Origin of the sequence: Saccharothrix sp. 6-C, assembly GCF_016695385.1 — a bacterium.
Taxonomy (GTDB): domain Bacteria; phylum Actinomycetota; class Actinomycetes; order Mycobacteriales; family Pseudonocardiaceae; genus Actinosynnema; species Actinosynnema texasense.
On the sequence record NZ_CP064192.1, the window covers coordinates 1,235,324 to 1,260,836 of the forward strand.

A 25,513-nucleotide genomic window follows, 5' to 3' on the forward strand; every position below is an offset into this window, starting at 1 on the left:
CGGGCCAGTCGACGACGCCTCGACCGATCTCGGACGACCGGTCAGTAACCCAGAGCCGAACGGATCTCCTGTTCGACGTCCGCGGCGGCTACGAACAGCAGTTCGTCGCCGCCTTCGAGCGTGTCGTCCGGTGTCGGGACGATGACCCGGCCGCCGCGCAGGATCGTCACCAGGGCGGCGTCCCGGGGCAGCGCCAGGCCGTTCACCGGCGACCCCGCCAGCGGTGTGTCACCCGGCAGCGTGATCTCCACCAGGTTGGCCTGGCCCTGGCGCAACGTCATCAGCCGCACCACGTCCCCGACCGTCACGGCCTCCTCCACCAGCGCGGACAGGATGCGCGGCGTCGACACGGCCACGTCCACGCCCCACGACTCGGTGAACAGCCACTCGTTGGCCGGGTCGTTCACCCGCGCCACCACGCGCCGCACCGCGAACTCGGTCTTCGCCAGCAGCGACACCACCAGGTTGACCTTGTCGTCGCCGGTCGCCGCGATCACCACGTCGCACAGCTGCATGCCGGCGTCCTCCAGGGACGACAGCTCGCACGCGTCGGCCTGCACCCACTCGGCCTGCTCCACGGTGTGCGGCTCGAAGTGCCTGCGGTCACGTTCGATCAGCATCACCTGGTGCCCGTCGGACACCAGTTCGGCCGCGATGGAACGACCCACCGCGCCGGCACCCGCAATCGCGATACGCACTCAGCTCTCCTCGGGCGCGTGTGCCGCAGCCGCGGCCACGTCGGTCACGGTGCCGGACAGGGCGGCCACGTACACCTGGTCGTCCTCCTGCAGCACGGTCTTCGAGTCGGGCAGCACGCCCGTCCCGAACCGCATCACGAACGCCACCCGGCAGCCGGTGGCCTCTTCCAGGTCGCGCACGGTGTGCCCGACCCAGTCCTCGTGCAGCTCCAGCGGCAGCACGGCGACGGTGCCCGACGGGTCGCGCCACGCCGTCGCGGTGCCCTCGGGCAGCAGCATCCGCAGGAACCGGTCGGTCGACCACGGCACGGTCGCCACGGTCGGGATGCCGAGCCGCTCGTACACCGCGGCGCGCTTCTCGTCGTAGATCCGGGCGACCACCGCCTCCACCCCGAACGTCTCCCGCGCCACCCGCGCCGAGATGATGTTCGAGTTGTCGCCGCTGGACACGGCCGCGAACGCGCCCGCCCGCTCGATACCGGCCTCGATCAGCACCTTCTGGTCGAATCCGTTGCCGACGACCTGCTGGCCGTGGAAGTCCGGGCCGAGTCTGCGGAAGGACTGGGCGTCCTTGTCGATCACCGATACCTGGTGGTCGAGGCGCTCCAGCGCCTTGGCCAGGGACGAGCCCACCCGGCCGCAGCCCATGATCACCACGTGCACGAAAGCCTCCTGAACGACGCTTACGGAGAACCTACCCACGATTACTCCGACCAGGGGACCTGACCCCTTACGCTTTCGACCCGTGTCCAAGCTCGCAACCGCGGCCAAGCGCCTCCTGGTCGGCAGGCCCTTCCGCAGCGACCGCCTAGCCCACACCCTGCTGCCCAAGCGCATCGCCCTGCCCGTGTTCGCCTCGGACGCGATGTCGAGCGTGGCCTACGCGCCCGAGGAGATCTTCCTCGTGCTGTCGGTGGCGGGGCTGTCGGCTTACGCGCTGGCGCCGTGGGTGGGCGCGGCCGTGGTCGTCGTGATGCTCACGGTGGTCGCGAGCTACCGGCAGAACGTGCACGCCTACCCGTCGGGCGGCGGCGACTACGAGGTCGCCACGGTCAACCTGGGCCGCCGTGCGGGTCTGACCGTGGCGAGCGCCCTGCTGGTCGACTACATCCTCACGGTCGCCGTGTCGATCTCGTCGGCGGCGGCGAACATCGGCTCGGCCATCCCGTTCGTGGCCACCCACAAGGCCGAGTTCGCGGTCGTCGCGATCGTCCTGCTCACCGCCATCAACCTGCGCGGCATCCGCGAGTCGGGCAGCGCGTTCGCCATCCCGACCTACGCGTTCATGGCCGGCATCCTGTTCATGGTCGGCTACGGCCTGTTCCGCGGCTTCGTCCTGGGCGAGGAGATGCGCGCGGAGAGCGCCGGGCTGGAGCTGCGGGCCGAGGACGACCACCTGATGGGCCTGGCGTTCGTGTTCCTCGTGCTGCGCGCCTTCTCGTCCGGCAGCGCGGCGCTGACGGGCGTGGAGGCGATCAGCAACGGCGTGCCGGCGTTCCGCAAGCCGAAGTCGCGCAACGCGGCGACCACGCTGCTGGCGATGGGCCTGATCGCGGTCACGATGCTGATGGGCCTGATCGTGCTGGCCCAGCTCACGGGCGTGAAGATGGCCGAGAACCCGGCGCACCAGCTCGTCAACGCGCCCGCGGGCTACGAGCAGAAGACCATGGTCGCCCAGATCGCCCACGCGGTGTTCGCGGGCTTCCCGTTCGGGTTCTTCTTCATCACCGTGGTCACCGCCCTGATCCTCGTGCTGGCGGCGAACACCGCGTTCAACGGCTTCCCGGTGCTCGGCTCGATCCTCGCCCAGGACCGCTACCTGCCCCGCCAGCTGCACACCCGCGGCGACCGGCTCGCGTTCAGCAACGGCATCGTCTTCCTCGCGGGCGGGGCGATCGTGCTGGTCATCGCGTTCGACGCCGAGGTGACCAAGCTCATCCAGCTCTACATCGTCGGCGTGTTCGTCTCGTTCACGATGAGCCAGACCGGCATGGTCCGGCACTGGAACCGGCTGCTGGAGACCGAGACGGACCCGGTGGCCCGCCGCCGGATGCGCCGGTCGCAGACGATCAACGCGTTCGGCCTGGCGCTCACGGCCTCGGTGCTGGTGGTCGTGCTGATCACCAAGTTCACCAAGGGCGCGTGGATCGCCATCGCCGCGATGGCCGCCCTGTACGCCCTGATGACGGCCATCCGCCGGCACTACGACCGGGTCGCCGAGGAGCTGCGCCAGCAGGAGCGGCAGAAGCTGCTGCCCGCCCGCAACCACGCCATGGTGCTGGTCTCCAAGCTGCACATGCCCACCCTGCGGGCCCTGGCGTACGCCAAGGCGACCCGGCCGGACATGCTGGAGGCCGTCACCGTCAACGTGGACGACGGCGACACCCGCCGCCTGGTGCGGGAATGGGAGAAGGAGAACTTCAAGGTGCCGCTCAAGGTGATCGAGTCGCCCTACCGCGAGATCACCAAACCGGTCCTCGACTACGTCAAACGGGTGCGCACCGACAACCCGCGCGACGTGGTCACCGTGTTCATCCCGGAGTACGTCGTGGGCCACTGGTGGGAGCAGTTCCTGCACAACCAGAGCGCGCTGCGGCTCAAGGGCAGGCTGCTGTTCCAACCGGGCGTGATGGTGACGAGCGTCCCATGGCAGCTGGCTTCATCCTCGAAGGTGACCGACAAGGACGACGTGGTCGCGCCCGGCGCGATCCGCCGCGGCCTGGACAAGCGCGGCCGAGAGAAGGACGGCAAGTGACGGCGACCTGGATGCAGCGGCTGATCGAGGTCGAGGTCGGCGCGGTCGCCCACGGCGGGCACTGCGTGGCCCGGCACGAGGGCCGCGTCGTGTTCGTCCGGCACGCGCTGCCCGGCGAGCGGGTGGTCGTGCGGATCACCGAGGACACCGGCGGCTCGTTCTGCCGCGGCGACGCCGTCGAGGTGCTGCAGGCCTCACCCGACCGGGTGCCCGCGCCGTGCCCGTTCGCCGGTCCCGGCCTGTGCGGCGGCTGCGACTGGCAGCACGCGTCGTGGCAGGCCCAGCGCGAGCTGAAGGCCGCCGTGGTCGCCGAGCAGCTGCACCGCCTGGCCAAGCTCGACTGGGAGGTCATCGTCGAGGACCTGCCCGGCGGCCCGGAGGACTGGCGCACCCGGATGCGCATGGCCGTCGGCCCCGACGGCCGCCCCGGTTTCCGCGCCCACCGCAGCCACCAGGTCATCCCCGTGGACCACTGCGTGATCGCCGTCCCCGACGCCTTGGACGACGTGGTCGACCGCACGTGGCCGCCCAAGTCGGAGCTGGTCGTCGCCCGCGACGCGGGCGGCCGGACGCACGTCACCGAGATCGGCCCGCCCGTCGTCCGCCGGGGCCGCCCCGTCCCCGGCCCCTCCCGCCTGCGCCAGGGCAGCGGCACCACCACCGAACTGGCCGCCGGCCGCACGTGGAACCTCCGCTCGGACGGCTTCTGGCAGGTCCACCCGGCCGCCGCGGACACCTTCGCCGAGGTCGTCGGCGACTGGGCCGACTGCCGCCCCGGCGACCGCGCCTGGGACCTCTACGGCGGCGTCGGCCTGTTCGCCTCCGTCCTGGCCGAGCAGGTCGGGCCCACCGGCTCCGTCGCCGTGGTCGAGTCGTCCTACGGCGCCGTCGCCGACGGCCGGCTCAACCTCTCCGACCAGCCGCAGATCAGCTGGCACCCGGGCCGCACCGAGGTGGTGCTCGACTCACCCGGGTTCACCGACGCGCCACCCGACGTCGTCGTCCTCGACCCGCCGCGCAAGGGCGCGGGCAAGGTCGTGGTCACCGCGATCGCCCGCAGCCGACCCGCCCGTGTGGTTTACGTCGCGTGCGACCCGGCCGCCCTGGCCCGCGACATCGCCGTCTTCGCCCAGCACGGCTACGAGTTGGCCCAGCTCAGGGCGTTCGACGCGTTCCCGATGACGCACCACGTCGAATGCGTCGCCCTGCTGCGGCCCGCTCGCTGACAGGCGTCTCAGCCCGTGGTCCGTAGACTGACCGGACGAGTCGGGGACCCGAACCACAGGGCGAGGTGGAGCGAGTGACGCTGCTGGAATCCGTGCACGGACCGGCGGATCTGAAACGGCTGGGACCTGACGAGCTGGTCGCGCTCGCCGGTGAGATCCGGCGTTTCCTGGTCGACAAGGTCTCCCGGACCGGCGGGCACCTCGGTCCGAACCTGGGTGTCGTCGAGCTGACCATGGCCGTGCACCGGGTCTTCGACTCGCCGCACGACTCGGTGGTCTTCGACACCGGCCACCAGAGCTACGTGCACAAGATCCTCACCGGTCGCCGCGCCGGCTTCGACACGCTCCGCCAGAAGGGCGGCCTGTCCGGCTACCCCTCCCGGGCCGAGAGCGAGCACGACGTCGAGGAGAACAGCCACGCCTCGACCGCCCTGTCCTACGCCGACGGCCTGGCCAAGGCCTACCAGCTCGGCGGTCAGCGGCGGCACGTCGTCGCGGTCGTCGGCGACGGCGCCCTGACCGGCGGCATGTGCTGGGAGGCGTTGAACAACATCGCCTCCGGCACCGACCGACCCGTCGTCATCGTGGTCAACGACAACGGCCGCTCCTACTCGCCCACCATCGGCGGCCTCGCGGACCACCTCTCGTCGCTGCGCCTGCAACCCGGCTACGAACGCGCCCTGGAGCGCGGCAAGTCCGCCCTGCAGGGCACCCCGTTCGTCGGCAAGCCCGTCTACGCCGCCCTGCACGCCGCCAAGCGCGGCATCAAGGACGCCCTCAGCCCGCAGGCCATGTTCGAGGACCTCGGCCTCAAGTACATCGGCCCCGTCGACGGCCACGACCACGCCGTGCTCGAGTCGGCGCTGCGCCGCGCCAAGTCCTTCGGCGGACCGGTCATCGTGCACACCGTCACCCGCAAGGGCAACGGCTTCGCGCCCGCCGAGAACCACGAGGCCGACCAGATGCACGCCACCGGCGTCATCGACCCCATCACCGGCGAGAACATCGGCCCGTCCAAGCGCACCTGGACCCACGTGTTCGCCGACGAGATCGCGACCCTGGGCGGCGAACGGCCCGACCTGGTCGCCATCACCGCCGCCATGCGCGGCCCGACAGGCCTGGACAAGTTCGCGGGCCTCTACCCGGACCGCTGCTTCGACGTCGGCATCGCCGAGCAGCACGCCATGACCTCCGCCGCCGGCCTCGCCATGGGCGGCATGCACCCGGTCGTCGCCATCTACGCCACCTTCCTCAACCGGGCGTTCGACCAGCTCCTGATGGACGTCGCCATGCACAGGCAGGGCGTCACCGTCGTCCTCGACCGGGCGGGTGTCACCGGCCCCGACGGCGCCTCCCACCACGGCATGTGGGACCTGTCCATCTGCGGCCTGATCCCCGGCATCCACGTGGCCGCCCCCCGCGACGCCGCCTCGCTGCGCGAAGAGCTCCGCGAAGCCGTCCGCATCTCCGACGCACCCTCCGTCGTCCGCTACCCGAAGGCCTCGGTGGGCCCCGACCTGCCGGCCCTCGAACGCATCGGCACCGTCGACGTCCTGCACCGCTCGGGCTCCGACGTCCTCCTGGTCACCGTGGGCGCGTTCGGCGAACTCGGCCTGGCCGCCGCCCAGCGCCTCGCCGACCAGGGCATCGGCGTCACCGTGGTGGACCCCCGCTGGGTCTTCCCCGTCCCGGACGACCTGGTCGCCCTGGCCGCCGACCACCGCCTCGTCGTCACCGTCGAGGACAACGGCCGGCACGGCGGCTTCGGCTGGGCCCTGGCCGCCGCGCTGCGCGACGCCGCCGTCGACACCCCGCTCCGCGACCTGGCCATCCCGCAGGCCTTCCAGGAGCACGGCGAACGGTCCGAAGTCCTCTCCGACATCGGCCTGACCGCCCAGGACGTCTCCCGCCGCATCACCGAGTGGGTCGTCGCCTCCGAGCCCGCGGAGATGGACGCCGCGGTCGAGAAGTAGCAGGCACACCCCTCCCGCGACCCCGGCCTGCCGCTGCACGGCCGGGGTCGCGGTGACGCGGGACGCCGCTCAGCAGACCCACACGCCGTCGGTGGCGTAGATCGAGGTCGCGTCGTACACCTCTTCCGAGGCCGTCGACCGGCCCAGTTCGACCCAGGTCGCGCCGTCCCACTGCATGAAGATCGACACCGTGCCGGTGGACTGCAGGTTCCGGTAGGACCGCACGCGGTCGCTCCACCCCTCCAGGCCGATGTTGTAGAAGTCGCACCGCGACTTCATCCACAGGTGACCGGTGTAGCCGATGCCGCTGTACAGGCACAGGTAGCCACCCCGGCACTCCTGTGACTCCGCCGAAGCGGTCGCAGGCGCCGCCGTGGCACCCCCCACGCCCACGACCGCCGCGGACGCCAGTACGGCACGAACCGCCCTGTTCATGTCGAGCCCTCCTCGCGTGGAAATCCGGACGGAAACCTGTGTACCCCGATGGGGTTGTTCACGGAGCGTTCCTGGACCTTGAACGACAATCCCTGAACAATCACCACGGGGGTAAGAACCATGCCGAGGAAAGAACGCGAACTCGACGACTCCGACGACCCGCTGGTGGTGTTCGCGCGGGACCTCCGGGAACTCCGCGAAGGCGCCGGCCGCCCGCCCTACCGGGAACTGGCCGGGCGGGCGCACTTCTCCGCTGCGGCCCTGTGCGACGCGGCCGGTGGCAGACGCCTGCCGAGCCTGCCCGTGACCACGGCCTACGTCCGCGCCTGCGGCGGCCGGGTCGAGGACTGGGAACACCGCTGGCGCCACCTCGACGCCGAACTCCGCGCGGCCGGCCCACCCCGCCAGGCGCCGCCGCCCTCCGTCGTGCGGCTGTTCACGGGCGTCGTCGGCGGCCTGCTCGTGCGAGTCGGCGCGGCAATGATGAAATCGGCTCAGGTCCGCCGGCCGGAATTGGCCGAGCGCAATCTCTCGGGGCACCTGACTGCCGCACCCGAATGATTCCGCGTCACCCCGAGGCCCGCTCCCGCCAGCACCCGCACCGCCGGCGCTTCCCGATCGGCAACCGACCCGGCAGCACGCCGCCCGCGGGACGACAGCGTCACGCTAAGCACCTTCTCAGGGATGTGTGGCACCTTTGTGGGGTGCGGATCCTGGTAGTCGAGGACGAGGTGCCGCTGGCCGACGCGATCGCGCGTGGCCTGCGGCGCGAAGGCATGGCGGTCGACGTCGCCTACGACGGTGAGACCGGCCACGAGAAGTCGACCGTGACGCGGTACGACGTGGTCGTGCTCGACCGCGATCTACCCGGCATGTCCGGCGACGAGCTCTGCAAGGAGATCCTCAGCTCAGGCGCCCTCACCAGGGTCATGATGCTCACCGCGAGCGCCGGCATCGACGACCGCGTCGCGGGGCTCTCCCTCGGCGCCGACGACTACCTGGCCAAACCGTTCGCGTTCCCCGAGCTGGTCGCCCGGGTCCGGGCCCTCGCCCGCCGCGCCACCCCGGCCACCCCTCCGCTGCTCACCGCCCGCGACGTCGAGCTCGACCCCGCCCGCCGCACGGTGCGCCGCGCCGGCCAGCCCGTCGAGCTGACCCGCAAGGAGTTCGGCGTGCTGGAGGTGCTGCTGGCCGCCAAGGGCTCCGTGGTCTCCAGCGAAGAGCTGCTGGAACGCGTGTGGGACGAGAACGCCGACCCGTTCACCACGACCGTCCGCGTCACCGTGATGACGCTGCGCAAGAAGCTCGGCGAACCGGGCATCATCGACACGGTGGTCGGCTCGGGCTACCGCGTGCCCACGGCAGGTTCCCCCGAGGACGGCCCACGCTGAACTCTGAGCTGGCCCGCAGGCGCGGACCCGGGCTGCGGACGCGGCTCACCCTGCTCGCGACCGGACTGGTCGCGTTCGTCAGCAGCCTCCTGCTCCTGCTCGGCTGGCTGCTCGTCGGCCGGGTCATCGCCTCTTCCCCCCGCTTCGCCGACGGCAGCACCGTCATCGTGGACGGCCGTGAGGTCGAGGCCGACGCGCTGATGGACCTGCTCGGCCAACAGGCGCGCGACGACGTGCTGCGATCCGGCTCGATCGCCTTCCTGTGCGTGGTCGCCGCCGCGGCCCTGCTCGCGTGGACCATCACCGGGCGCGTGCTCCAGCCCGTGCACGACGTGACCGACGCGGCCCGTCGGCTGTCCGCCGAGTCGCTCGGCGAGCGGCTGCGCCTGGACGGTCCCCGGGACGAGGTCGCCGAGCTGGCCGACACGTTCGACGCGATGCTCGACCGGCTCCAGGCGGCGTTCGAGTCGCAACGGCGGTTCGTCGCCAACGCCTCCCACGAGCTGCGCACACCGCTGGCCGTGATCCGGACCGAGCTCGACGTCACGCTCGCCGACCCGGACGCCGACGAGGCGGAACTGCGTCGGATGGCCGGCGTCGTGCGTGCCGCGACGGAACGGGCCGAGCAGTTGGTCAGCGCCTTGTTGCTGCTCGCGCGCACGGACGGGCTCGGGCTGGCGGTGCGCGAGCCGGTGGACCTCAACGCCGTGGTCGAGTCCGCGTGGCGGGCTGTTCGGGGGGAGGCGGAGGAGCGCCAGCTGCGGGTGTCGTTCCTGAGCGCCCCCGCGCCCGCGGTGGGCGACCCGGCGCTGCTGGAGCGGATCGCCGGGAACCTGTTGGAGAACGCCGTGCGGCACAACCTGCCCGGCGGGTGGATCGAGGTGCGCACCGAGGGCGGGCCCGAGTGGACGTCGCTGCGGGTGTCGTCGTCCGGTCCCGTCATCGCTCCGGACCGGGTGGAGGAGCTGTTCGAGCCGTTCCGCCGGGGTGGCACCGACCGGACCGCGCGCACCGGCACCGGGCTCGGGCTGTCCATCGTGCGGGCCGCCGTCGCAGCTCACGAGGGCCAGGCGCACGCCACGGCGGTGCCCGGCGGCGGGCTGTCGGTGGCCGTCCACCTGCCGTCCGCACCCCACGGAAAACTCGTCTGAGTGGTCCCGGTCACACGTGATCCGGTTTGAGGGTCGCCGCAGGGGGTACTACCTGCACAGACGTGCCTCCTGACCCCCGATTTGTCTCCACGTTGGGCGGGGTGTAACTTTCTCTCTGCCAGCGCGGAACGGGCCGGAGAGAGACCGGAACGGAGCGCGGCGGACATCAAGCCCCAGATCGAATCGCACACAGCGATGAGTGACGGTGAGCGCGTGTTCTTTGAGAACTCAACAGCGTGCCGAATAGCCAGTAAATTTATGAACCTCGTCAAGAGGTTTCCTTTGAGATTGTTACTGGACAACTGACATTCATGTCAGTGTTGTTCGGAGCGATCAAACATTCCTTATTGGAGAGTTTGATCCTGGCTCAGGACGAACGCTGGCGGCGTGCTTAACACATGCAAGTCGAGCGGTAAGGCCCTTCGGGGTACACGAGCGGCGAACGGGTGAGTAACACGTGGGTAACCTGCCCTGTACTCTGGGATAAGCCTGGGAAACTAGGTCTAATACCGGATATGACTCCATTAGGCATCTTGTGGGGTGGAAAGTTCCGGCGGTACAGGATGGACCCGCGGCCTATCAGCTTGTTGGTGGGGTAATGGCCTACCAAGGCGACGACGGGTAGCCGGCCTGAGAGGGTGACCGGCCACACTGGGACTGAGACACGGCCCAGACTCCTACGGGAGGCAGCAGTGGGGAATATTGCACAATGGGCGAAAGCCTGATGCAGCGACGCCGCGTGAGGGATGACGGCCTTCGGGTTGTAAACCTCTTTCAGCGGGGACGAAGGGCAACTGACGGTACCCGCAGAAGAAGCACCGGCTAACTACGTGCCAGCAGCCGCGGTAATACGTAGGGTGCGAGCGTTGTCCGGAATTATTGGGCGTAAAGAGCTCGTAGGCGGTTTGTTGCGTCGGCTGTGAAAACTTCACGCTTAACGTGGAGCCTGCAGTCGATACGGGCAGACTTGAGTTCGGCAGGGGAGACTGGAATTCCTGGTGTAGCGGTGAAATGCGCAGATATCAGGAGGAACACCGGTGGCGAAGGCGGGTCTCTGGGCCGATACTGACGCTGAGGAGCGAAAGCGTGGGGAGCGAACAGGATTAGATACCCTGGTAGTCCACGCCGTAAACGGTGGGTGCTAGGTGTGGGGGACTTCCACGTCCTCCGTGCCGCAGCTAACGCATTAAGCACCCCGCCTGGGGAGTACGGCCGCAAGGCTAAAACTCAAAGGAATTGACGGGGGCCCGCACAAGCGGCGGAGCATGTGGATTAATTCGATGCAACGCGAAGAACCTTACCTGGGCTTGACATGCACCGGAAACCTGCAGAGATGTAGGCCTCTTCGGACTGGTGTACAGGTGGTGCATGGCTGTCGTCAGCTCGTGTCGTGAGATGTTGGGTTAAGTCCCGCAACGAGCGCAACCCTCGTTCCATGTTGCCAGCGCGTAATGGCGGGGACTCATGGGAGACTGCCGGGGTCAACTCGGAGGAAGGTGGGGATGACGTCAAGTCATCATGCCCCTTATGTCCAGGGCTTCACACATGCTACAATGGCCGGTACAGAGGGCTGCTAAGCCGTGAGGTGGAGCGAATCCCACAAAGCCGGTCTCAGTTCGGATCGGGGTCTGCAACTCGACCCCGTGAAGTCGGAGTCGCTAGTAATCGCAGATCAGCAACGCTGCGGTGAATACGTTCCCGGGCCTTGTACACACCGCCCGTCACGTCACGAAAGTCGGTAACACCCGAAGCCCGTGGCCCAACCAGCTTGCTGGGGGGAGCGGTCGAAGGTGGGACTGGCGATTGGGACGAAGTCGTAACAAGGTAGCCGTACCGGAAGGTGCGGCTGGATCACCTCCTTTCTAAGGAGCATTCCTCACCGGTTCTCTTCGGAGGGCCTGTGGAGAGCCATGCCGGCGGCGAATGATCGTCGGATGGTTGCTCAATGATGTGGATGCTGGCTATATACAGAATCTGGGATTGTCCGGGGAGTTAGTACTGTCCGTAAGGGCGTGGAAGGGTCTCCCGAGGGTTCGAGTCTTCTGTTCGGTACGCTGTTGGGTCCTGAGGGAACACGTGAGTGTCTCTTTCAGCGAGAAACGACAGGACGGTCTCCGTCCGCGAACCGCTGGTCTTCGGATCGGGTAGGCGTGGGCAGTAGTGGGATGGTGTCTGGTTGTTCTTTGAGAACTGCACAGTGGATGCGAGCATCTTTGTGGCAAGTTATTAAGGGCACACGGTGGATGCCTTGGCACCAGGAGCCGATGAAGGACGTAGGAGACTGCGAAAAGCCTTGGGGAGCTGTCAACCGAGCTGAGATCCAAGGGTATCCGAATGGGGAAACCCGGCCCCAGTCATGTGGGGTCACCCACGCCTGAACACATAGGGCGTGTGGAGGGAACGCGGGGAAGTGAAACATCTCAGTACCCGCAGGAAGAGAAAACAACCGTGATTCCGTGAGTAGTGGCGAGCGAAAGCGGAAGAGGCTAAACCGTATTCGTGTGATACCCGGCAGGGGTTGCGTGTACGGGGTCGTGGGACCTGTTCGTCAGTTCTGCCGGACTGACAAGGAGTCATAAAACGGTGTCGTTAGCGGAACGCGTCTGGAAAGCGTGGCCGTAGAGGGTGAGAGTCCCGTACGCGAAAACTCACCGTCTCCTTACAGTGTTCCCAAGTAGCAGCGTACTCGTGAAATTCGCTGTGAATCTGGCGGGACCACCCGCTAAGCCTGAATACTACCTGGTGACCGATAGCGGACTAGTACCGTGAGGGAAAGGTGAAAAGTACCCCGGGAGGGGAGTGAAATAGTACCTGAAACCGTGTGCCTACAATCCGTCGGAGCCTTTCGGGGTGACGGCGTGCCTTTTGAAGAATGAGCCTGCGAGTTAGTGCTGCGTGGCGAGGTTAACCCGTGTGGGGTAGCCGTAGCGAAAGCGAGTCCGAATAGGGCGTTCCAGTCGCGTGGTCTAGACCCGAAGCGGAGTGATCTAGCCATGGCCAGGGTGAAGCGTGGGTAAGACCGCGTGGAGGCCCGAACCCACCAGGGTTGAAAACCTGGGGGATGAGCTGTGGTTAGGGGTGAAAGGCCAATCAAACTCCGTGATAGCTGGTTCTCCCCGAAATGCATTTAGGTGCAGCGTCGTGTGTTTCGTGCCGGAGGTAGAGCACTGGATGGTCTAGGGGGCCCACAAGCTTACCGAAATCAACCAAACTCCGAATGCCGGTACGTGAGAGCGCGGCAGTGAGACTGCGGGGGATAAGCTTCGTAGTCGAGAGGGAAACAGCCCAGAACGCCGGCTAAGGCCCCTAAGTGTGTGCTAAGTGGGAAAGGATGTGGGGTCGCCCAGACAACCAGGAGGTTGGCTTAGAAGCAGCCACCCTTTAAAGAGTGCGTAATAGCTCACTGGTCAAGTGGTCCTGCGCCGACAATGTAGCGGGGCTCAAGCACACCGCCGAAGCCGTGTCATTTCAGTGTCATGCTGGGATGGGTAGGGGAGCGTCGTTCAGCCATTGAAGCGCCGGAGTGATCCAGGTGTGGAGGCTGGACGAGTGAGAATGCAGGCATGAGTAGCGAAAGACGAGTGAGAAACTCGTCCGCCGGATGACCAAGGGTTCCTGGGCCAGGCTAATCCGCCCAGGGTAAGTCGGGACCTAAGGCGAGGCCGACAGGCGTAGTCGATGGACAACGGGTTGATATTCCCGTACCCGTGTGAACGCGCCCATGGCGAACCTTGTGATACTAACCGCCCGAAGCCCGCTCTGATTCTTCGGATGAGGGGCGATGTGGAGCGCGGGACCTGAACTTGTAGTAGTCAAGCGATGGGGTGACGCAGGAGGGTAGCTCCGCCAGTGAGTGGTAGTACTGGTGTAAGCGTGTAGGCCGGTGTGTAGGCAAATCCGCACATCGTCAAGGCTGAGACGTGATGCATAGCCGATTGAGGCGAAGTAGAGTGATCCCATGCTGCCGAGAAAAGCCTCTAGTGAGTGTTCATGCGGCCCGTACCCCAAACCGACACAGGTGGTCAGGTAGAGAATACCGAGGCGATCGGGCGAACTGTGGTTAAGGAACTCGGCAAAATGCCCCCGTAACTTCGGGAGAAGGGGGGCCGAGGGATTTGAAGCCCCTTGCGGGCTAGGATTTTTCGGCCGCAGAGACCAGCGAGAAGCGACTGTTTACTAAAAACACAGGTCCGTGCGAAGTCGCAAGACGATGTATACGGACTGACGCCTGCCCGGTGCTGGAACGTTAAGGGGACCGGTTAGTCTTTCGGGGCGAAGCTGAGAACTTAAGCGCCAGTAAACGGCGGTGGTAACTATAACCATCCTAAGGTAGCGAAATTCCTTGTCGGGTAAGTTCCGACCTGCACGAATGGCGTAACGACTTCTCGACTGTCTCAACCACAGGCCCGGCGAAATTGCACTACGAGTAAAGATGCTCGTTACGCGCGGCAGGACGGAAAGACCCCGGGACCTTTACTATAGCTTGGTATTGGTGTTCGGTTCGGCTTGTGTAGGATAGGTGGGAGACTGTGAAGCGCTGACGCCAGTCAGTGTGGAGTCGTCGTTGAAATACCACTCTGGTCGTACTGGATGTCTAACCTCGGTCCGTGATCCGGATCAGGGACAGTGCCTGGTGGGTAGTTTAACTGGGGCGGTTGCCTCCCAAAGGGTAACGGAGGCGCTCAAAGGTTCCCTCAGCCTGGTTGGCAATCAGGTGTCGAGTGCAAGTGCACAAGGGAGCTTGACTGTGAGACCGACAGGTCGAGCAGGGACGAAAGTCGGAACTAGTGATCCGGCCATGGCTTGTGGAAGCGTGGTCGCTCAACGGATAAAAGGTACCCCGGGGATAACAGGCTGATCTTGCCCAAGAGTCCATATCGACGGCATGGTTTGGCACCTCGATGTCGGCTCGTCGCATCCTGGGGCTGGAGTAGGTCCCAAGGGTTGGGCTGTTCGCCCATTAAAGCGGTACGCGAGCTGGGTTTAGAACGTCGTGAGACAGTTCGGTCCCTATCCGCCGCGCGCGTAGGATACTTGCGGAAGGCTGTCCCTAGTACGAGAGGACCGGGACGGACGGACCTCTGGTGTGCCAGTTGTCCTGCCAAGGGCATTGCTGGTTGGCTACGTTCGGAAGGGATAACCGCTGAAAGCATCTAAGCGGGAAGCCTGTTCCTAGATGAGGTATCCCACCCCTTTGTGGGTTAAGGCCCCCAAGAGACCATTGGGTTGATAGGCCGGAGATGGAAGGTCGGTAACGGCTGGAGTTGACCGGTACTAATAGGCCGAGGACTTGTCATGAAGACGCTACGCATCCACTGTGCGGTTCTGAAAGAACCGAACCGGACCATCACGGTCCACTCCTTGTGTGGGGTGGGGTGTGGTGCCTACGGGTTGGTAATTTCATAGTGTTTCGGTGGTCATAGCGGTTGGGGAACACCCGGTCCCATTCCGAACCCGGTAGTTAAGCCTTCCAGCGCCGATGGTACTGCACTCGTGAGGGTGTGGGAGAGTAGGACGCCGCCGAACAATTCTTCGCCTTCAGGGGCACCCGGACAGGGTGCCCCTGAAGGCTTTTTCGCGTTCAGCACCGCTCGGTGCTCGCCGGTTTCCACGTCACGGCGAACCGTCACTTTCCGGCGGCTTCGACCGCTATCCGGGCGACGCGTCTGCCGCGACCGGGTGACGCACCGTTGGCCTGGGTTGTTCATCCATACCGTAGCCGGCATGAGCGGCGGTGGATGGACGAGGGAGGCGCCGGTGCCCTGGCAGGCGCGCAGACAGTCCAGCTGGACATCCAGACGTAGCAGAGGCAGGCACGCACGTGCCCGCCTCGCCTCGGACACACCGATGTGGCCTTCGCTCGTCCTCGGCCTGGTGGTCCTCATCTCCTTGATCTTGTTGTTGTTGACCTACGTCTAGCCCGCCGCCATCAATGCCCGCCCGCGGACTTCGGGACGTCCACCGGCTTCAGGTCACCGGTCGGGAAGCGGTGCTCGTTGCGCTCGATCTTGGCGTACGCGGCCTCGACGAGGTCGACGTCCAGCTTGTCGGCCAGCCGCACCAGGTAGTGCATGACGTCGGCCAGCTCGTCGCGCACGTTCCACGCCAGCTCGGGGTCGTCCATCGCGTGCGCGGCCTGCTCGGGCGTGAGCCACTGGAACAGGTCGGTCAGCTCGCCGACTTCCCCGGACAACGCCATCACCAGGTTCTTCGGCGTGTGGTACTCGTCCCAGCCGCGTGCGGCGGCGAACCGGCGCAGCGCGTCTCGCAGCTCTTTCAACTCACCCGCAGAAGTCATGCCCGCAGAGCTACCACACGGTGGTCGCTGGGCCGCACGCCCCGTACCCGTTTGAACGCGGTGCTGAACGCGAACCCGTCCGCATAACCGACCGCCCGTGCCACGGACCCGATCGTGGCGTCCGGCTTGCCCAGCAGGTCCGCGGCGACGTCCATGCGCCACTGGGTCAGGTAGGTGAGCGGCGGAACGCCGACCAGCGCGGTGAACCTTCGAGCCAACGCCGTCCGTGACACTCCTGCGCGGGCCGCGAGTTCGGCGACGGTCCAAGCGCGCTGTGGCTCGTCGTGCATCGCCCGCAAGGCCGGACCTACGGTCTCGTCACCCAATGCCCGGTACCACGCGGGCGTGTTCGAGCCGGGCCGGTCGAACCACTCGCGCAGCGCGTACACGAGCAGGAGGTCCAGCAGCCGTTCGAGGACGATGTCCTGCCCGGTCTGGTCCTTCGCCACCTCCGCGGCGAGCACCTCCACGGTGGGGCAGTGCTCCTCGTCGCACGGCACGACGAACGTCGACGGCAGCGCTTTCAGCAGCCGTGCCGCGACGTCACCCTCGACGGAGTAGGCGGCGGTGACCACCAGGGTGTCGCCGTCACCGGAGAGGCCGTAGGTGCGGGTGCCGACGAGCCACTGCTCGCAGTCCACCTCGCGGACCTCGAGCTGAGGCGGTGTGGACGGGTCGTCGGCGAGCACGAACCGCTGCGGTCCGTGGATCAGCGCGAGCGAGCCCGGCCGCAGCAGCACCGGGGTGTCGTTTTCGGCCAGCAGCCACGTGTCGCCACGCACGGCGGCGACGAGCGTGAACGGTGTCGTCTCGGTGAACGCCAGCGCCCACGGCGGTGAGGCGAACGAGCGGCACACCTCGGCGCGTCGTGCGCGCAGGCCTCGCAGGAGATCGGCGAGAGCGTCCACACCAGCCACCTGAGCCACGTCGTCCATGTAGACGATTGAACATGCATCCGGGACGGTGAGCCATGTTCCGTCCAGCACGATCTTGGTTGTCTGGTGGCATGACGATCCTGGTTCTCGGCGCGACCGGCAAGACCGGCCGCCGTGTCGTTCCCCCACTCGACGCTCTCGGTGTCGATTACCGCGCCGTGTCCCGCCGCACGGAGATCCGCTTCGACTGGTCGGACCGATCCACTTGGGCGCGTGCGCTCGAAGGCGCCACCGCCGTGTACCTCGTGCCACCGGCGTTGAACCTGGAGGCCGCCGAGGTGGCGGAGTTCGTGCCGCAAGCCGTGGAAGCAGGGGTGCGGCGGATCGTCCTGTTGTCGGCACGCGGCATCCCGGCGGACGACGGCCGTGAGCGCGCGGTGCGGGAGTCCGGTGTGGACTGGACGGTCCTGCGACCGACGTGGTTCTCGCAGAACTTCAGCGAGGACTACTTCCTGCCGGAGATCCTGGCCGGCGAGATCGTGCTCCCAGCCGGCAGCAACGCCACCAACACCAGCAGCAACTACGGCCCCCACCCGTTCATCGACGCGCAGGACATCGCCGACGTCGCCGTCGCCGCCTTGACCCAGGACGGGCACGCCGGCGTCACCTACGAGCTGTCCGGCCCGGAAGCGTTGACGTTCGTCGACGTCGTGGCCCGTGTCGGCGAGGTCTCGGGCCGGTCGGTCCGCATCACGGACGTCCCCGCAGCCGACTACACCGCCATGTTGGTGCAGGGCGGCATCGAGGACGCTTACGCCGAGGTGCTGACCACGTCCCTGATCGCGATCCTCGACGGCCACGACGCGGCCCTGTCCGACGGCGTGCCCTCGGTGCTGGGGCACGACGGGCGGCTGTTCGGCGACTACGCGAAGGAAGCGGCCGCCGCCTGGGCTATCCCCGAACGAGGGTGAGGTTCGCCCTCGCGGCGCCGGCCGGACCGCCCTCACCGGGCAGCGCCGTGAGCACGAGGCCGAACACGAGCCCGTTCAGCTCTTCCACGTCCAGCAGGAGTTCACGGGCGACACCGTGCGGCGTGGTGCCCTGGGCGCGCAGGGCCCGGAAGACCTTCGTGAGCAGCTGGGACGTCTCGCGGTGAGCCATCCCCGCCGCACGGCGGGCCAGCTGGGCGCACACGGTCGCGTGCTGCGGCCGGGTCAGCAGGCCGAGTTCCCGCAGCCGGTGCGCCAGGTCCACCGGGTCGACGTGCCAGGTGGCGCTGTGCGCGACGACCTGCTCGGTCAGCGGCCCTCGGGCCACGGCGGCCAGCACCCCGGCCCGGGGCAGCAGGAACGCGGTGGCGAACGTTTGCGCCTCCGCCGCCCCGGTCAGCGGCCCGAGGGTCAACCGGCCGAGCTCGCGGGCCGCGTCGACGCGGGCCTGACCCGGTGTAGCCGTCGGGTCGAGGAAGACGTACGGGGTGCCGGCGTGGCGGCAGGAGAACGGGCCGACCGCGGCGCAGTCCGGCGGCAGGGAGAAGACCCGCACGCCGTGCGCCTCCAGCAGGTGCACCAGGTTCGGCGCGGGCCGGTGCGGGATGCCCCAGCGGGCGCGCAGCACCTCGGCGGCGGTCTCCGGGTCGGGGTGCTCCCACGTCGGCACGTCCGGCTCGGGGAGGGTGAACGCGCGGGTCAGCCAGCCGTCGAAGCCGATGGCCAGGCGGGCGGCGCCCACCGCGGCGTCCCGCTGCCGCTTGGCCGCCGGTCTGGTGAACGCCACCTCGACGTCGGGCACGTCGTCGGCTTCGAGGAAACCCGGCGGGAAGCCCAGGGCCTCGGTGAGCCGGGCGGTAGTGGCCGGTCGTGGTTGGCGGCGGCCGTGCTCGTAGTCGCCGATGCTCGCCGGGCTCGTGCCCGCCTTGCGCGCCAGTTCCACCGCGGTGAGACCGCGACGGGTCCGGGCGAGGACGAGGCGGGAGGGTGTGAGCATGATCGCGCCATTCTCGCACCCGCCTACCGGCGCGGCGTGACGGTGACGTCCACCTCGTCGGGGCCGTCCGGGCCGTGCGGGTCGCGTGGCGCGGGCAGCGGGCCGAACACCAGCGGCGGCAACGTGATCCGGTGCGCCCACCGGTCCACGACCTGGCCCTGCGGCGTGGGTTCCGGCTGCGCCACCTCGCGCAGCACGACCAGCCGTTCACCTTCCTGCTGCGGGTAGGTGACCAGGAACCACAGCTTCCACTCGTGCGCGTGCAGCGAGTCGAAGAGGGTGAACTGGTCCCGGTCGTTGCCGCGCATCATGGCGGCGATGGCCGGGCCCTTGGCGTAGTCGCTGCGCAGGGGAGCGCCGGGTGTGCCGGTGTGGCGGTTGCCTTGGAGCGTGCCGAGCACGACCGGTTTGGTGGGGTGCTGGACGAGGCCCGCGTTCCACTTGTCGACGCGCGTCCACCCCTCGGCCACGAGGACCTCGCGGAGTCTGCCGACCCGGTGGATCCAGTCGAGCAGGCCGGCGCCGTTCGTCGGCCCGAGCGGCGGCGCGGAGGCCCGGGCGTCGACCCCGGCCCAGATCGCCTCGTCCAGGTGGTCGGTGCGCAGGCCCAGCTCGGCCAGCTGGGCGTGGTGCTCGGCGGTCAGCTCGGTGGCGGTCGACATCCTCATGCCGGCACGGTAACCCCGACCACCGACAATCCTCCCGGCCTGTGCGCGCGCGTAAAAGTGACACGATGGTGGGCGTGGACGTGAACAGCAGGGGCGACGCGGTCGTGACCGGCGACGCCGACGGCCCCGTCGTGATGCTCTCGCCCGACTTCGCGGTCGCCGATCCCGCGGTCGCGGAACTCGTGATGGCCGACCTCGTGGAGGCCGCCGCGTGATGTGCGACCGCGAGGCGTTCTCGGCGATGCTGGAGGACAGCGAGGAAGACCTCTACGAGAACGCGCCGTGCGGCTACCTGTCCACCATGCTGGACGGGCAGATCGCGAAGGTGAACGGGACGCTGCTGCGCTGGTTGGGGTACTCGCGCGAGCAGCTGGTGGGTCGGCGGCGGTTCGCGGACCTGCTCAGCGTCGGCGGCAGGCTCTACCACGAGACGCACTTCGCGCCGCTGCTGCGGATGCAGGGCCGGATCGGCGGGGTGGCGCTGGAGATGGTCGCCGCCGACGGCACCCGGCTGCCGGTGCTGGTGAACTCCACCGTGAAGACCGGCGGTGACGGCGAACCGCTGCTGATCCGCACCACGGTGTTCGACGCCAGCGACCGCCGCGCCTACGAACAGGAGCTGCTGCGCGCCACGCAGGCCGCCGAGCGGGAACGCGACGAGATCCGGCAGCTCGCCACGACGTTGCAGCGCACCCTGCTGCCGCCGGTGCTGCCCGCCGTGCCGGGCGTGGAGACCGCGACGCACTACCACCACGCGTCGCCGTTCGAGGTGGGCGGCGACTTCTACGACCTGTTCCCGCTGGCCGACGGGCGGTGGGCGTTGTTCCTCGGCGACGTGTGCGGCAAGGGCGCGAACGCGGCCGCGGTGACGTCCCTGACCCGCTACACGCTGCGTTCGGCGGCCGTGTACGACCCGGACCCGGCCACGGTGCTGACCAACCTGAACACCGTGCTCAACCAGGAGCCGGGGACGCGGTTCTGCACGGTGACGTTCGGCGTGCTGACCGTCGAGGAGGACGGGGTCTCGCTCACCCTGGCCGCCGGCGGCCACCCGCCCGGCCTGCTGCTGCGGGCGGACGGCACGGTGACGGAGGTGACGATGCCCGGTGGCCAGCTGATCGGGATCCTGCCCGACGCGCGGATCGTCACCACGACCGTTCGCCTGGCCGCCGGTGACACGTTCGTGCTGTACACGGACGGGCTGATCGAAGCCAGGACCGGCGGCGACACCCGGTACAGCGAGGAGCAGCTGCTGGCGTTCGCGGCCACGCTCACCCCGGTGTCCGCGGCGGGCGCCGTCGACGCGCTCGTGGGTCTGCTGGAGCGGCTCGGCAAGGGCGTCGAGGACGACACGGCTGTGCTGGCCATCGGCGTCCCGGCGGGCTGACGCCCCCAGGTCACGCCCTGGTGGTCGGCGGCCTGAACAACCGGCGGCCCGTGACCAGGGCGACGGTGGTGAGCACCAGGGGTGTGGCCAGCAGGAGCACCAGCACCCACACGGCGGGCCAGGAGAGGTCGCGGCCGGCCCGGTCGAGCGGCGCCGACGACAGGCCCCGGGACAGTCCCAGGGCGAGGCCGACGAACGCGAACGTGGTCATGAACAGCGACGACGTCCACGCCACGACGATCCCGGACCGCAGCTCGCCGACTTCCTGGAGGTCGAGGTGCTCGGTCGACACGTGACGGCGGGCGGCGAACAGGAAGACGCCGGTCAGGACCACCATGAGCATGCTGCTGCCGACGAGGGCCCAGCTGAAGACGCCGAGCGCTGGGTGCACGCGGGGCAGTCGCCCGCCGAACACGGCCAGCAGCGGGACCAGCGCGAGGCAGGCGGTGATCAGCAGCACGGCGACCCACCGGCACGTCGCGCGGATCCGGTGCGCGTGCGGCGCCGGGACCCACAGGTAGCGCGGTGGCAGGGGCGGCGGCGGGTAGCTCACGGTTCTACCGATCCGGTCGGAACGACCTCGTGTGTGCTGGTCAGCAGGTTCTTGTGACAGGGCGTTGCCGGTCGGACGCGGTGCATGATCATGGGGGCGGGCTCGCTCACGGCTCCCAGACCTGGATCGCCCGGACCACGAACGGCGCGTCCGGGACGTACGTGCCCTTGCCCGGGTAGGTGGTGAACTCGGCCTCGGTCGAGCACGTTTCGCGCTGGTAGACGGACGTGTCCCGGGTCAGGTTGTTCACGAACGACCGCGCCACGAAACCGTCGGGCAGCGGGATGCACTCGCGGGGGTTCGCCGACTCCAGGTCGAGGCGGTGGGAGTCACCGCTGTAGCCGGCGGCCGACCACACGCAGAACTCGCCCCGGTCGCACGCGGGGCCCGGTTGGTGCGCCGCGGCGGTGCCGCTCGACGTCAGGGCGCCGGCGGTGAGGGCCAGCGCGGTCACGAGGGTGCGGGTCGTCATTCGGATCACCTCCACCGCACCAGAGTGCTGTGGCCGGCGGCGGCGTGGCGGCGCGGAGGCCGTCGTTCACCTCATCGTGTGGGCCCGCTGGGGTTTGGGCCGGGCGAGGTGAGCGGCGAGGCGGAGGGCGTCGTGCGGGGCGGCGGCGTCCGTGTCGTTGTCGAAGTAGACGTGGACGTCGTGCTCGGCGGCCCACCCGCGGATCTTCGCCGACCACTCGTCCAGCTCGTCGTCGGTGTAGCTGCCGACGTACAAGGCCTGGTTGCCGTGCAGCCGGACGTAGGCGAAGTCCGCCGTGACGTCTTCGAGGTACGGGAACCGGCCGGCGGAGTGGGAGACGACGAGCGCGATGCCGTGCGCGCGGAGCAGGTCGAGGAACTCCGGCACCAGGAACGTCGGGTGCCGGACCTCCAGCGCGTGCCGCAGGGGCCGGTCGGCGTCGGTGGTGGTCCAGGCGCGGTCCGGGGACAGGCGTTCGTCGTGCCGTTCGGCGAGCTCGGCCGCGGCGGTGGTCGTGCGGGGCAGGAGGTTGAAGAACGTGGTGAGGCGGTCCGGGTCGTAGGCCGTCGAAGGGGGCAACTGCCACAGCACGGGCCCGAGCTTGGGGCCGAGGGCGAGCATCCCGGAGGCGAAGAAGTTCGCCAACGGGACCTCCACGTCCCGCAACTGCTTGAGGTGCGTGATGAATCGCCCGCCTTTGACCGCGAACAAGAAGTCCTCCGGCGTCTGCCGCGCCCACGCCTGGTAGCTCGACGGCCGCTGCAACGAGTAGAACGACCCGTTCAACTCGACCGACGACATGAGCCCGGAAATGTGCTCCAACTCCCGCCGCTGCACCAGGCCCTTCGGGTAGAACGCACCCCGCCACGTCGGGTAGACCCACCCTGATGTCCCGATCCGTACCTCGCCGGCCACGTGCGCCGGGTACCCGGATGATCTCCGGCGTACCCCGCGCCCCGGTGGGACCATGCCGGTGTGAGCTTCACCGACCGCGTTCTGCAGCTGCTCGCCGAACACCCCGAGGGGTTGTCCGACGCCGAGATCGCGGCCGCGCTGCACACCAACCACGCGCAGGCGAACATCTACTGCCGCATGTTGGCCAGGGAAGGACGCATCGGGCGGAACGACCTGGTCCGGCCCATCCGCAACCGCTTGCACACCCCCGACCGGCCGGAGCGCACCCCGCCGCCGCGGGCCAGTGCCGCAGAGGCGGCACGTGAGGAGGGGGCAGTCCAGGACCGGGTCGTCGCGTGGTTGGTCGGCGAGGGGTGGCGGGTGCTGCGGGTCGCGGACACCGCCTCCCGGGAGCGCGGCACCGACGTCCGCGCCGAACGCGCCGGTGTCGGGCTGCACATCGAGGTGAAGGGCTACCCGTCGACCTCCTACGCCGACCCCCGACGCGCGCACGAGGTCAAACCGACGCAGCCCGCCACCCAAGCCCGCGTGTGGTTCGGCGGCGCGGTCGTGAAAGTGCTCCAGCTCAGGCAGGAGCACCCGGACGACGAGGTGGCGTTCGCGTTCCCGGACGTGCCGACCTACCGCTCGTTGATCCGCACGATCGAGACGACGGTGGCCACCATGCGCCTGTCGGTGTTCTTCGTGTGCGACGACGGTTCGGTCGAAGCTCGATGGGGCGGGTCCGCTTGACCTCCACCGCGCTCGATGGTGCAGGTTGGTGGGCATGGACGACCGGACGCTTGACGCCTACCTGGCCAGGATCGGCGCGACGCGCGCCAACACCCTGGTCGAGCTGCACGAGCTGCACCTCGCCTCGGTGCCCTTCGAGAACCTGAGCATCCACCTCGGCGAGGAGATCGTGCTCGACGAGGACCTGCTGGTCGGCAAGGTCGTCGACCGGCGGCGTGGTGGGTTCTGCTACGAGCTCAACGGCGCGTTCGCGGCGCTGTCGAGGGCGTTGGGGCACGACGTGCAGATGCTGTCGGCGAAGGTGTTCGTGGACGGCGGGTTCGGGCCGCCGTTCGACCACATGGCGCTGCGCGTGGGCGATCTGCTGGTGGACGTCGGTTTCGGCCGGTTCAGCCTGCGGCCGTTGGACCTGGTCAGCCGGGACGACCAGGGTGATCCCGCCGGGGTGTTCCGGCTGGTCGACACACCTGAGGGGACGTGGACGTCCTGTTCGACGGCGTGCCCCAGTACCGCCTCGAACTGCGCCCGCGCGCGCTGGAGGAGTTCCGCGCCACGTGCTGGTACCAGCAGACGTGGCCGGGGTCGCCGTTCCGGCGTGGCGCGACCTGCTCGCTGCCCACGGCGACCGGGCGGGTCACCATCGCCGGGAACAAGCTGATCACCACGACCGGTGGCGACAAGGCGGTCGAGGAGTTGGACGACGACGCGCTGCTGGACGCCTACGCCGAGCACTTCGGCGTCGTGCTGGACCGCGTGCCCCGGCTCGGCTGAGACCGGCTCCGGTCCGGACCGGTCCCGGCTCAGCCGAGGCGCTCGGCGAGCGCGAGGGCGTCGAACGGCGCGGCGCCGCCCATCGTGTTGTCGAAGTAGACGTACACGTCACGCGCGGCCGACCACTCGCGGAACCGGGACGCCCAGCGGTCCAGGGCCTGGTCGGAGTACGCGCTGACGTACAGCTCCTCGTCACCGTGCAGGCGGGCGTAGACGAAGTCGGTGGTGAGCTCGTGCGGCTCCGGGAAACGGCCGGCGGATTCGGCGACGACGAGCGCGATGCCGTGCCGCGCCAGCACCTCCACCAGTTCGGGCGTGTCCCAGCTCGGGTGCCGCACCTCGATCGCGTGCCGGACCGGCGGGCCCGGCAGCAGGTCCAGGAACGCGGCGAACCGCTCGGGCCGCCACGGCAGCGACGGCGGCAGCTGCCACAGGATCGGTCCGAGCTTCGGCCCGAGGTCCAGGACACCGGAGTCGAAGAACTCCTCCACGTCCTTGGCGACGTCGCGTAATCGCTTGGTGTGCGTGATCTCCCGATGTCCTTTGACGGCGAACACGAAGTTCTCGGGGGTGCGTTCGAACCACGACTTGAAGTCCGTCGGTTTGCGCAGCCCGTAGAAGGAGCCGTTGATCTCGACCGTGTCGAGCCGCCGTGACAGGAACTGCAATTCCAGCCGTTGCTGCAATCCGCGCGGGTAGAAACCGCCGCGCCACTCGGGATAGCGCCAGCCGGACGTGCCGATTCGGATTTCACCCACGGTGACGATGTTGCCCATCGATGTGACCGTCCAAACGTGTGCCGCTAGAAGCCCGCGCCGTCCAACGCACCGCTCACCACGCGATCCACCCGCGCTTGTTGCGGATCACGCGCCAACGCTTCCGTGCACGGGCAGCCGGCCAGGTCGTTGCCGCACAGGTACACGCCGAGCACCCGCAGGCTGCGCGCCGTCTGCCGCAACCGCGCCGCACCCCGCAACCGCACCTGCCCGTACACCGCCTTCGCGAGCTGGTAGGGCACACCGGGCCCGTAGTCGACGCACGCCTGGCTGTCCAACTCCTCCGCCACGTGCGCGATGGGCCGGCACCCGTACGCCCGCGCCGCCCGCACGAGCCGCTGGTCCAACCTCGACACGAGCCGCTTGGCCACCTCGTCCCGCCACGCCCGGTCCGCGCGGAGGTAGGCGACCAACTCCTCGACTCGCACCGGGTCGGGCCGTGGCCGGCGGG

23 protein-coding genes, 3 rRNA genes and 1 pseudogene are annotated in these 25,513 nt (G+C 68.5%); 15 read left to right on the top strand and 12 right to left on the bottom strand.

Annotated elements, in window-relative coordinates; genetic code table 11:
* Positions 1-41: 41 nt before the first annotated feature.
* Both IOD16_RS05850 and IOD16_RS05855 read right to left on the bottom strand, forming a co-directional pair.
* Positions 42-698, bottom strand: a complete 657-nt coding sequence (locus IOD16_RS05850; protein WP_123743301.1) for a potassium channel family protein — start codon at positions 696-698, stop codon at positions 42-44.
* Positions 699-1,535 (bottom strand): potassium channel family protein, encoded by an 837-nt coding sequence (locus IOD16_RS05855; protein WP_425471184.1) that lies wholly within the window; start codon positions 1,533-1,535, stop codon positions 699-701. It lies immediately after the preceding gene.
* On the opposite strand from IOD16_RS05855, the gene IOD16_RS05860 reads away from it, so the two are divergent.
* From IOD16_RS05860 to dxs, 3 genes are all read left to right on the top strand, one after another.
* Entirely contained in the window at positions 1,444-3,453 is a 2,010-nt protein-coding gene (locus IOD16_RS05860) for an APC family permease (RefSeq protein WP_123743299.1), read from the top strand. The two genes, IOD16_RS05855 and IOD16_RS05860, sit on opposite strands and share 92 nt — an antisense overlap.
* Before the next feature lie 11 nt (positions 3,454-3,464).
* Positions 3,465-4,679, top strand: coding sequence for a class I SAM-dependent RNA methyltransferase (locus IOD16_RS05865; RefSeq protein WP_201441219.1), 1,215 nt, complete (start codon positions 3,465-3,467; stop codon positions 4,677-4,679).
* Positions 4,680-4,753: 74 nt separating this feature from the next.
* Positions 4,754-6,652, top strand: coding sequence for a 1-deoxy-D-xylulose-5-phosphate synthase (gene dxs / locus IOD16_RS05870; protein WP_201439196.1), 1,899 nt, complete (start codon positions 4,754-4,756; stop codon positions 6,650-6,652).
* 69 nt (positions 6,653-6,721) lie between these two features.
* Here the strand turns inward: dxs and IOD16_RS05875 are convergent, their stop codons facing one another.
* Positions 6,722-7,087, bottom strand: a complete 366-nt coding sequence (locus IOD16_RS05875) for a peptidase inhibitor family I36 protein (RefSeq protein WP_201439197.1) — start codon at positions 7,085-7,087, stop codon at positions 6,722-6,724.
* A gap of 120 nt (positions 7,088-7,207) precedes the next feature.
* Between IOD16_RS05875 and IOD16_RS05880 the strand changes: the two genes are divergently transcribed.
* The 6 genes from IOD16_RS05880 to rrf all read left to right on the top strand — a co-directional run bounded on the left by IOD16_RS05880 (position 7,208) and on the right by rrf (position 15,155).
* Positions 7,208-7,648 carry a helix-turn-helix domain-containing protein gene (locus IOD16_RS05880; RefSeq protein ID WP_201439198.1) on the top strand — a complete coding sequence of 147 codons (441 nt, stop codon included), beginning with the start codon at positions 7,208-7,210 and terminating at the stop codon, positions 7,646-7,648.
* Positions 7,649-7,791: 143 nt separating this feature from the next.
* Complete coding sequence (locus tag IOD16_RS05885; RefSeq protein ID WP_201439199.1) at positions 7,792-8,478, top strand: response regulator transcription factor; 687 nt, start codon at positions 7,792-7,794, stop codon at positions 8,476-8,478.
* Entirely contained in the window at positions 8,475-9,629 is a 1,155-nt protein-coding gene (locus IOD16_RS05890; RefSeq protein WP_442978111.1) for a sensor histidine kinase, read from the top strand. The genes IOD16_RS05885 and IOD16_RS05890 overlap by 4 nt, the downstream gene beginning before the upstream one ends.
* A gap of 344 nt (positions 9,630-9,973) precedes the next feature.
* A 16S ribosomal RNA gene (locus tag IOD16_RS05895) occupies positions 9,974-11,491 on the top strand.
* A 354-nt stretch (positions 11,492-11,845) separates the two neighbouring features.
* Positions 11,846-14,927: ribosomal RNA gene (locus IOD16_RS05900) — 23S ribosomal RNA — on the top strand.
* A 111-nt stretch (positions 14,928-15,038) separates the two neighbouring features.
* Positions 15,039-15,155, top strand: a 5S ribosomal RNA gene (gene rrf / locus IOD16_RS05905).
* The 16S, 23S and 5S rRNA genes sit together here, the layout of an rRNA operon.
* 403 nt (positions 15,156-15,558) lie before the next feature.
* Here the strand turns inward: rrf and IOD16_RS05910 are convergent.
* Positions 15,559-15,927 carry a nucleotide pyrophosphohydrolase gene (locus tag IOD16_RS05910; RefSeq protein WP_201439200.1) on the bottom strand — a complete coding sequence of 123 codons (369 nt, stop codon included), beginning with the start codon at positions 15,925-15,927 and terminating at the stop codon, positions 15,559-15,561.
* Complete coding sequence (locus IOD16_RS05915; RefSeq protein ID WP_201441220.1) at positions 15,924-16,835, bottom strand: AraC family transcriptional regulator; 912 nt, start codon at positions 16,833-16,835, stop codon at positions 15,924-15,926. The genes IOD16_RS05910 and IOD16_RS05915 overlap by 4 nt, the downstream gene beginning before the upstream one ends.
* Before the next feature lie 98 nt (positions 16,836-16,933).
* Here IOD16_RS05915 and IOD16_RS05920 point away from each other — a divergent pair, with 98 nt between their 5' ends.
* Positions 16,934-17,773, top strand: coding sequence for an NAD(P)H-binding protein (locus tag IOD16_RS05920; RefSeq protein ID WP_201439201.1), 840 nt, complete (start codon positions 16,934-16,936; stop codon positions 17,771-17,773).
* Here the strand turns inward: IOD16_RS05920 and IOD16_RS05925 are convergent.
* A complete protein-coding gene (locus IOD16_RS05925; RefSeq protein WP_201439202.1) occupies positions 17,754-18,788 on the bottom strand; it encodes a helix-turn-helix domain-containing protein in 1,035 nt (344 codons plus the stop codon). The genes IOD16_RS05920 and IOD16_RS05925 overlap by 20 nt on opposite strands.
* 23 nt (positions 18,789-18,811) lie before the next feature.
* Positions 18,812-19,456 carry a hypothetical protein gene (locus IOD16_RS05930; protein ID WP_148088800.1) on the bottom strand — a complete coding sequence of 215 codons (645 nt, stop codon included), beginning with the start codon at positions 19,454-19,456 and terminating at the stop codon, positions 18,812-18,814.
* Between the two features lie 74 nt (positions 19,457-19,530).
* Between IOD16_RS05930 and IOD16_RS05935 the strand changes: the two genes are divergently transcribed.
* Together IOD16_RS05935 and IOD16_RS05940 are read left to right on the top strand one after the other, a co-directional pair.
* On the top strand, positions 19,531-19,671 hold the full coding sequence (locus IOD16_RS05935; RefSeq protein WP_201439203.1) for a hypothetical protein: 141 nt from the start codon (positions 19,531-19,533) through the stop codon (positions 19,669-19,671).
* Positions 19,671-20,843, top strand: coding sequence for a PP2C family protein-serine/threonine phosphatase (locus IOD16_RS05940; protein WP_236595122.1), 1,173 nt, complete (start codon positions 19,671-19,673; stop codon positions 20,841-20,843). Before IOD16_RS05935 ends, IOD16_RS05940 begins: the two co-directional genes overlap by 1 nt.
* A gap of 10 nt (positions 20,844-20,853) precedes the next feature.
* Here IOD16_RS05940 and IOD16_RS05945 read toward each other — a convergent pair whose 3' ends face one another.
* The 3 genes from IOD16_RS05945 to IOD16_RS05955 all read right to left on the bottom strand — a co-directional run bounded on the left by IOD16_RS05945 (position 20,854) and on the right by IOD16_RS05955 (position 22,783).
* A complete protein-coding gene (locus IOD16_RS05945) occupies positions 20,854-21,396 on the bottom strand; it encodes a hypothetical protein (protein WP_201439204.1) in 543 nt (180 codons plus the stop codon).
* A gap of 106 nt (positions 21,397-21,502) precedes the next feature.
* Positions 21,503-21,868 carry a peptidase inhibitor family I36 protein gene (locus tag IOD16_RS05950; protein WP_123743289.1) on the bottom strand — a complete coding sequence of 122 codons (366 nt, stop codon included), beginning with the start codon at positions 21,866-21,868 and terminating at the stop codon, positions 21,503-21,505.
* A 66-nt stretch (positions 21,869-21,934) separates the two neighbouring features.
* Positions 21,935-22,783 (bottom strand): DUF72 domain-containing protein, encoded by an 849-nt coding sequence (locus tag IOD16_RS05955; protein ID WP_123743288.1) that lies wholly within the window; start codon positions 22,781-22,783, stop codon positions 21,935-21,937.
* A 60-nt stretch (positions 22,784-22,843) separates the two neighbouring features.
* On the opposite strand from IOD16_RS05955, the gene IOD16_RS05960 reads away from it, so the two are divergent.
* The 3 genes and pseudogenes from IOD16_RS05960 (at position 22,844) to IOD16_RS40870 (ending at position 24,286) form a co-directional block, all read left to right on the top strand.
* Complete coding sequence (locus IOD16_RS05960) at positions 22,844-23,515, top strand: hypothetical protein (protein ID WP_201439206.1); 672 nt, start codon at positions 22,844-22,846, stop codon at positions 23,513-23,515.
* A gap of 34 nt (positions 23,516-23,549) precedes the next feature.
* Positions 23,550-23,942, top strand: a pseudogene (locus IOD16_RS40865) (arylamine N-acetyltransferase family protein); the annotation flags it as partial.
* Between the two features lie 71 nt (positions 23,943-24,013).
* Positions 24,014-24,286, top strand: a complete 273-nt coding sequence (locus tag IOD16_RS40870; protein ID WP_268957684.1) for an arylamine N-acetyltransferase — start codon at positions 24,014-24,016, stop codon at positions 24,284-24,286.
* Positions 24,287-24,315: 29 nt separating this feature from the next.
* On the opposite strand, the gene IOD16_RS05970 is transcribed toward IOD16_RS40870, so the two are convergent.
* Positions 24,316-25,053, bottom strand: coding sequence for a DUF72 domain-containing protein (locus tag IOD16_RS05970; protein WP_201441222.1), 738 nt, complete (start codon positions 25,051-25,053; stop codon positions 24,316-24,318).
* A 35-nt stretch (positions 25,054-25,088) separates the two neighbouring features.
* Positions 25,089-25,490, bottom strand: a complete 402-nt coding sequence (locus IOD16_RS05975) for a hypothetical protein (RefSeq protein ID WP_236594774.1) — start codon at positions 25,488-25,490, stop codon at positions 25,089-25,091.
* Positions 25,491-25,513 lie beyond the last annotated feature (23 nt).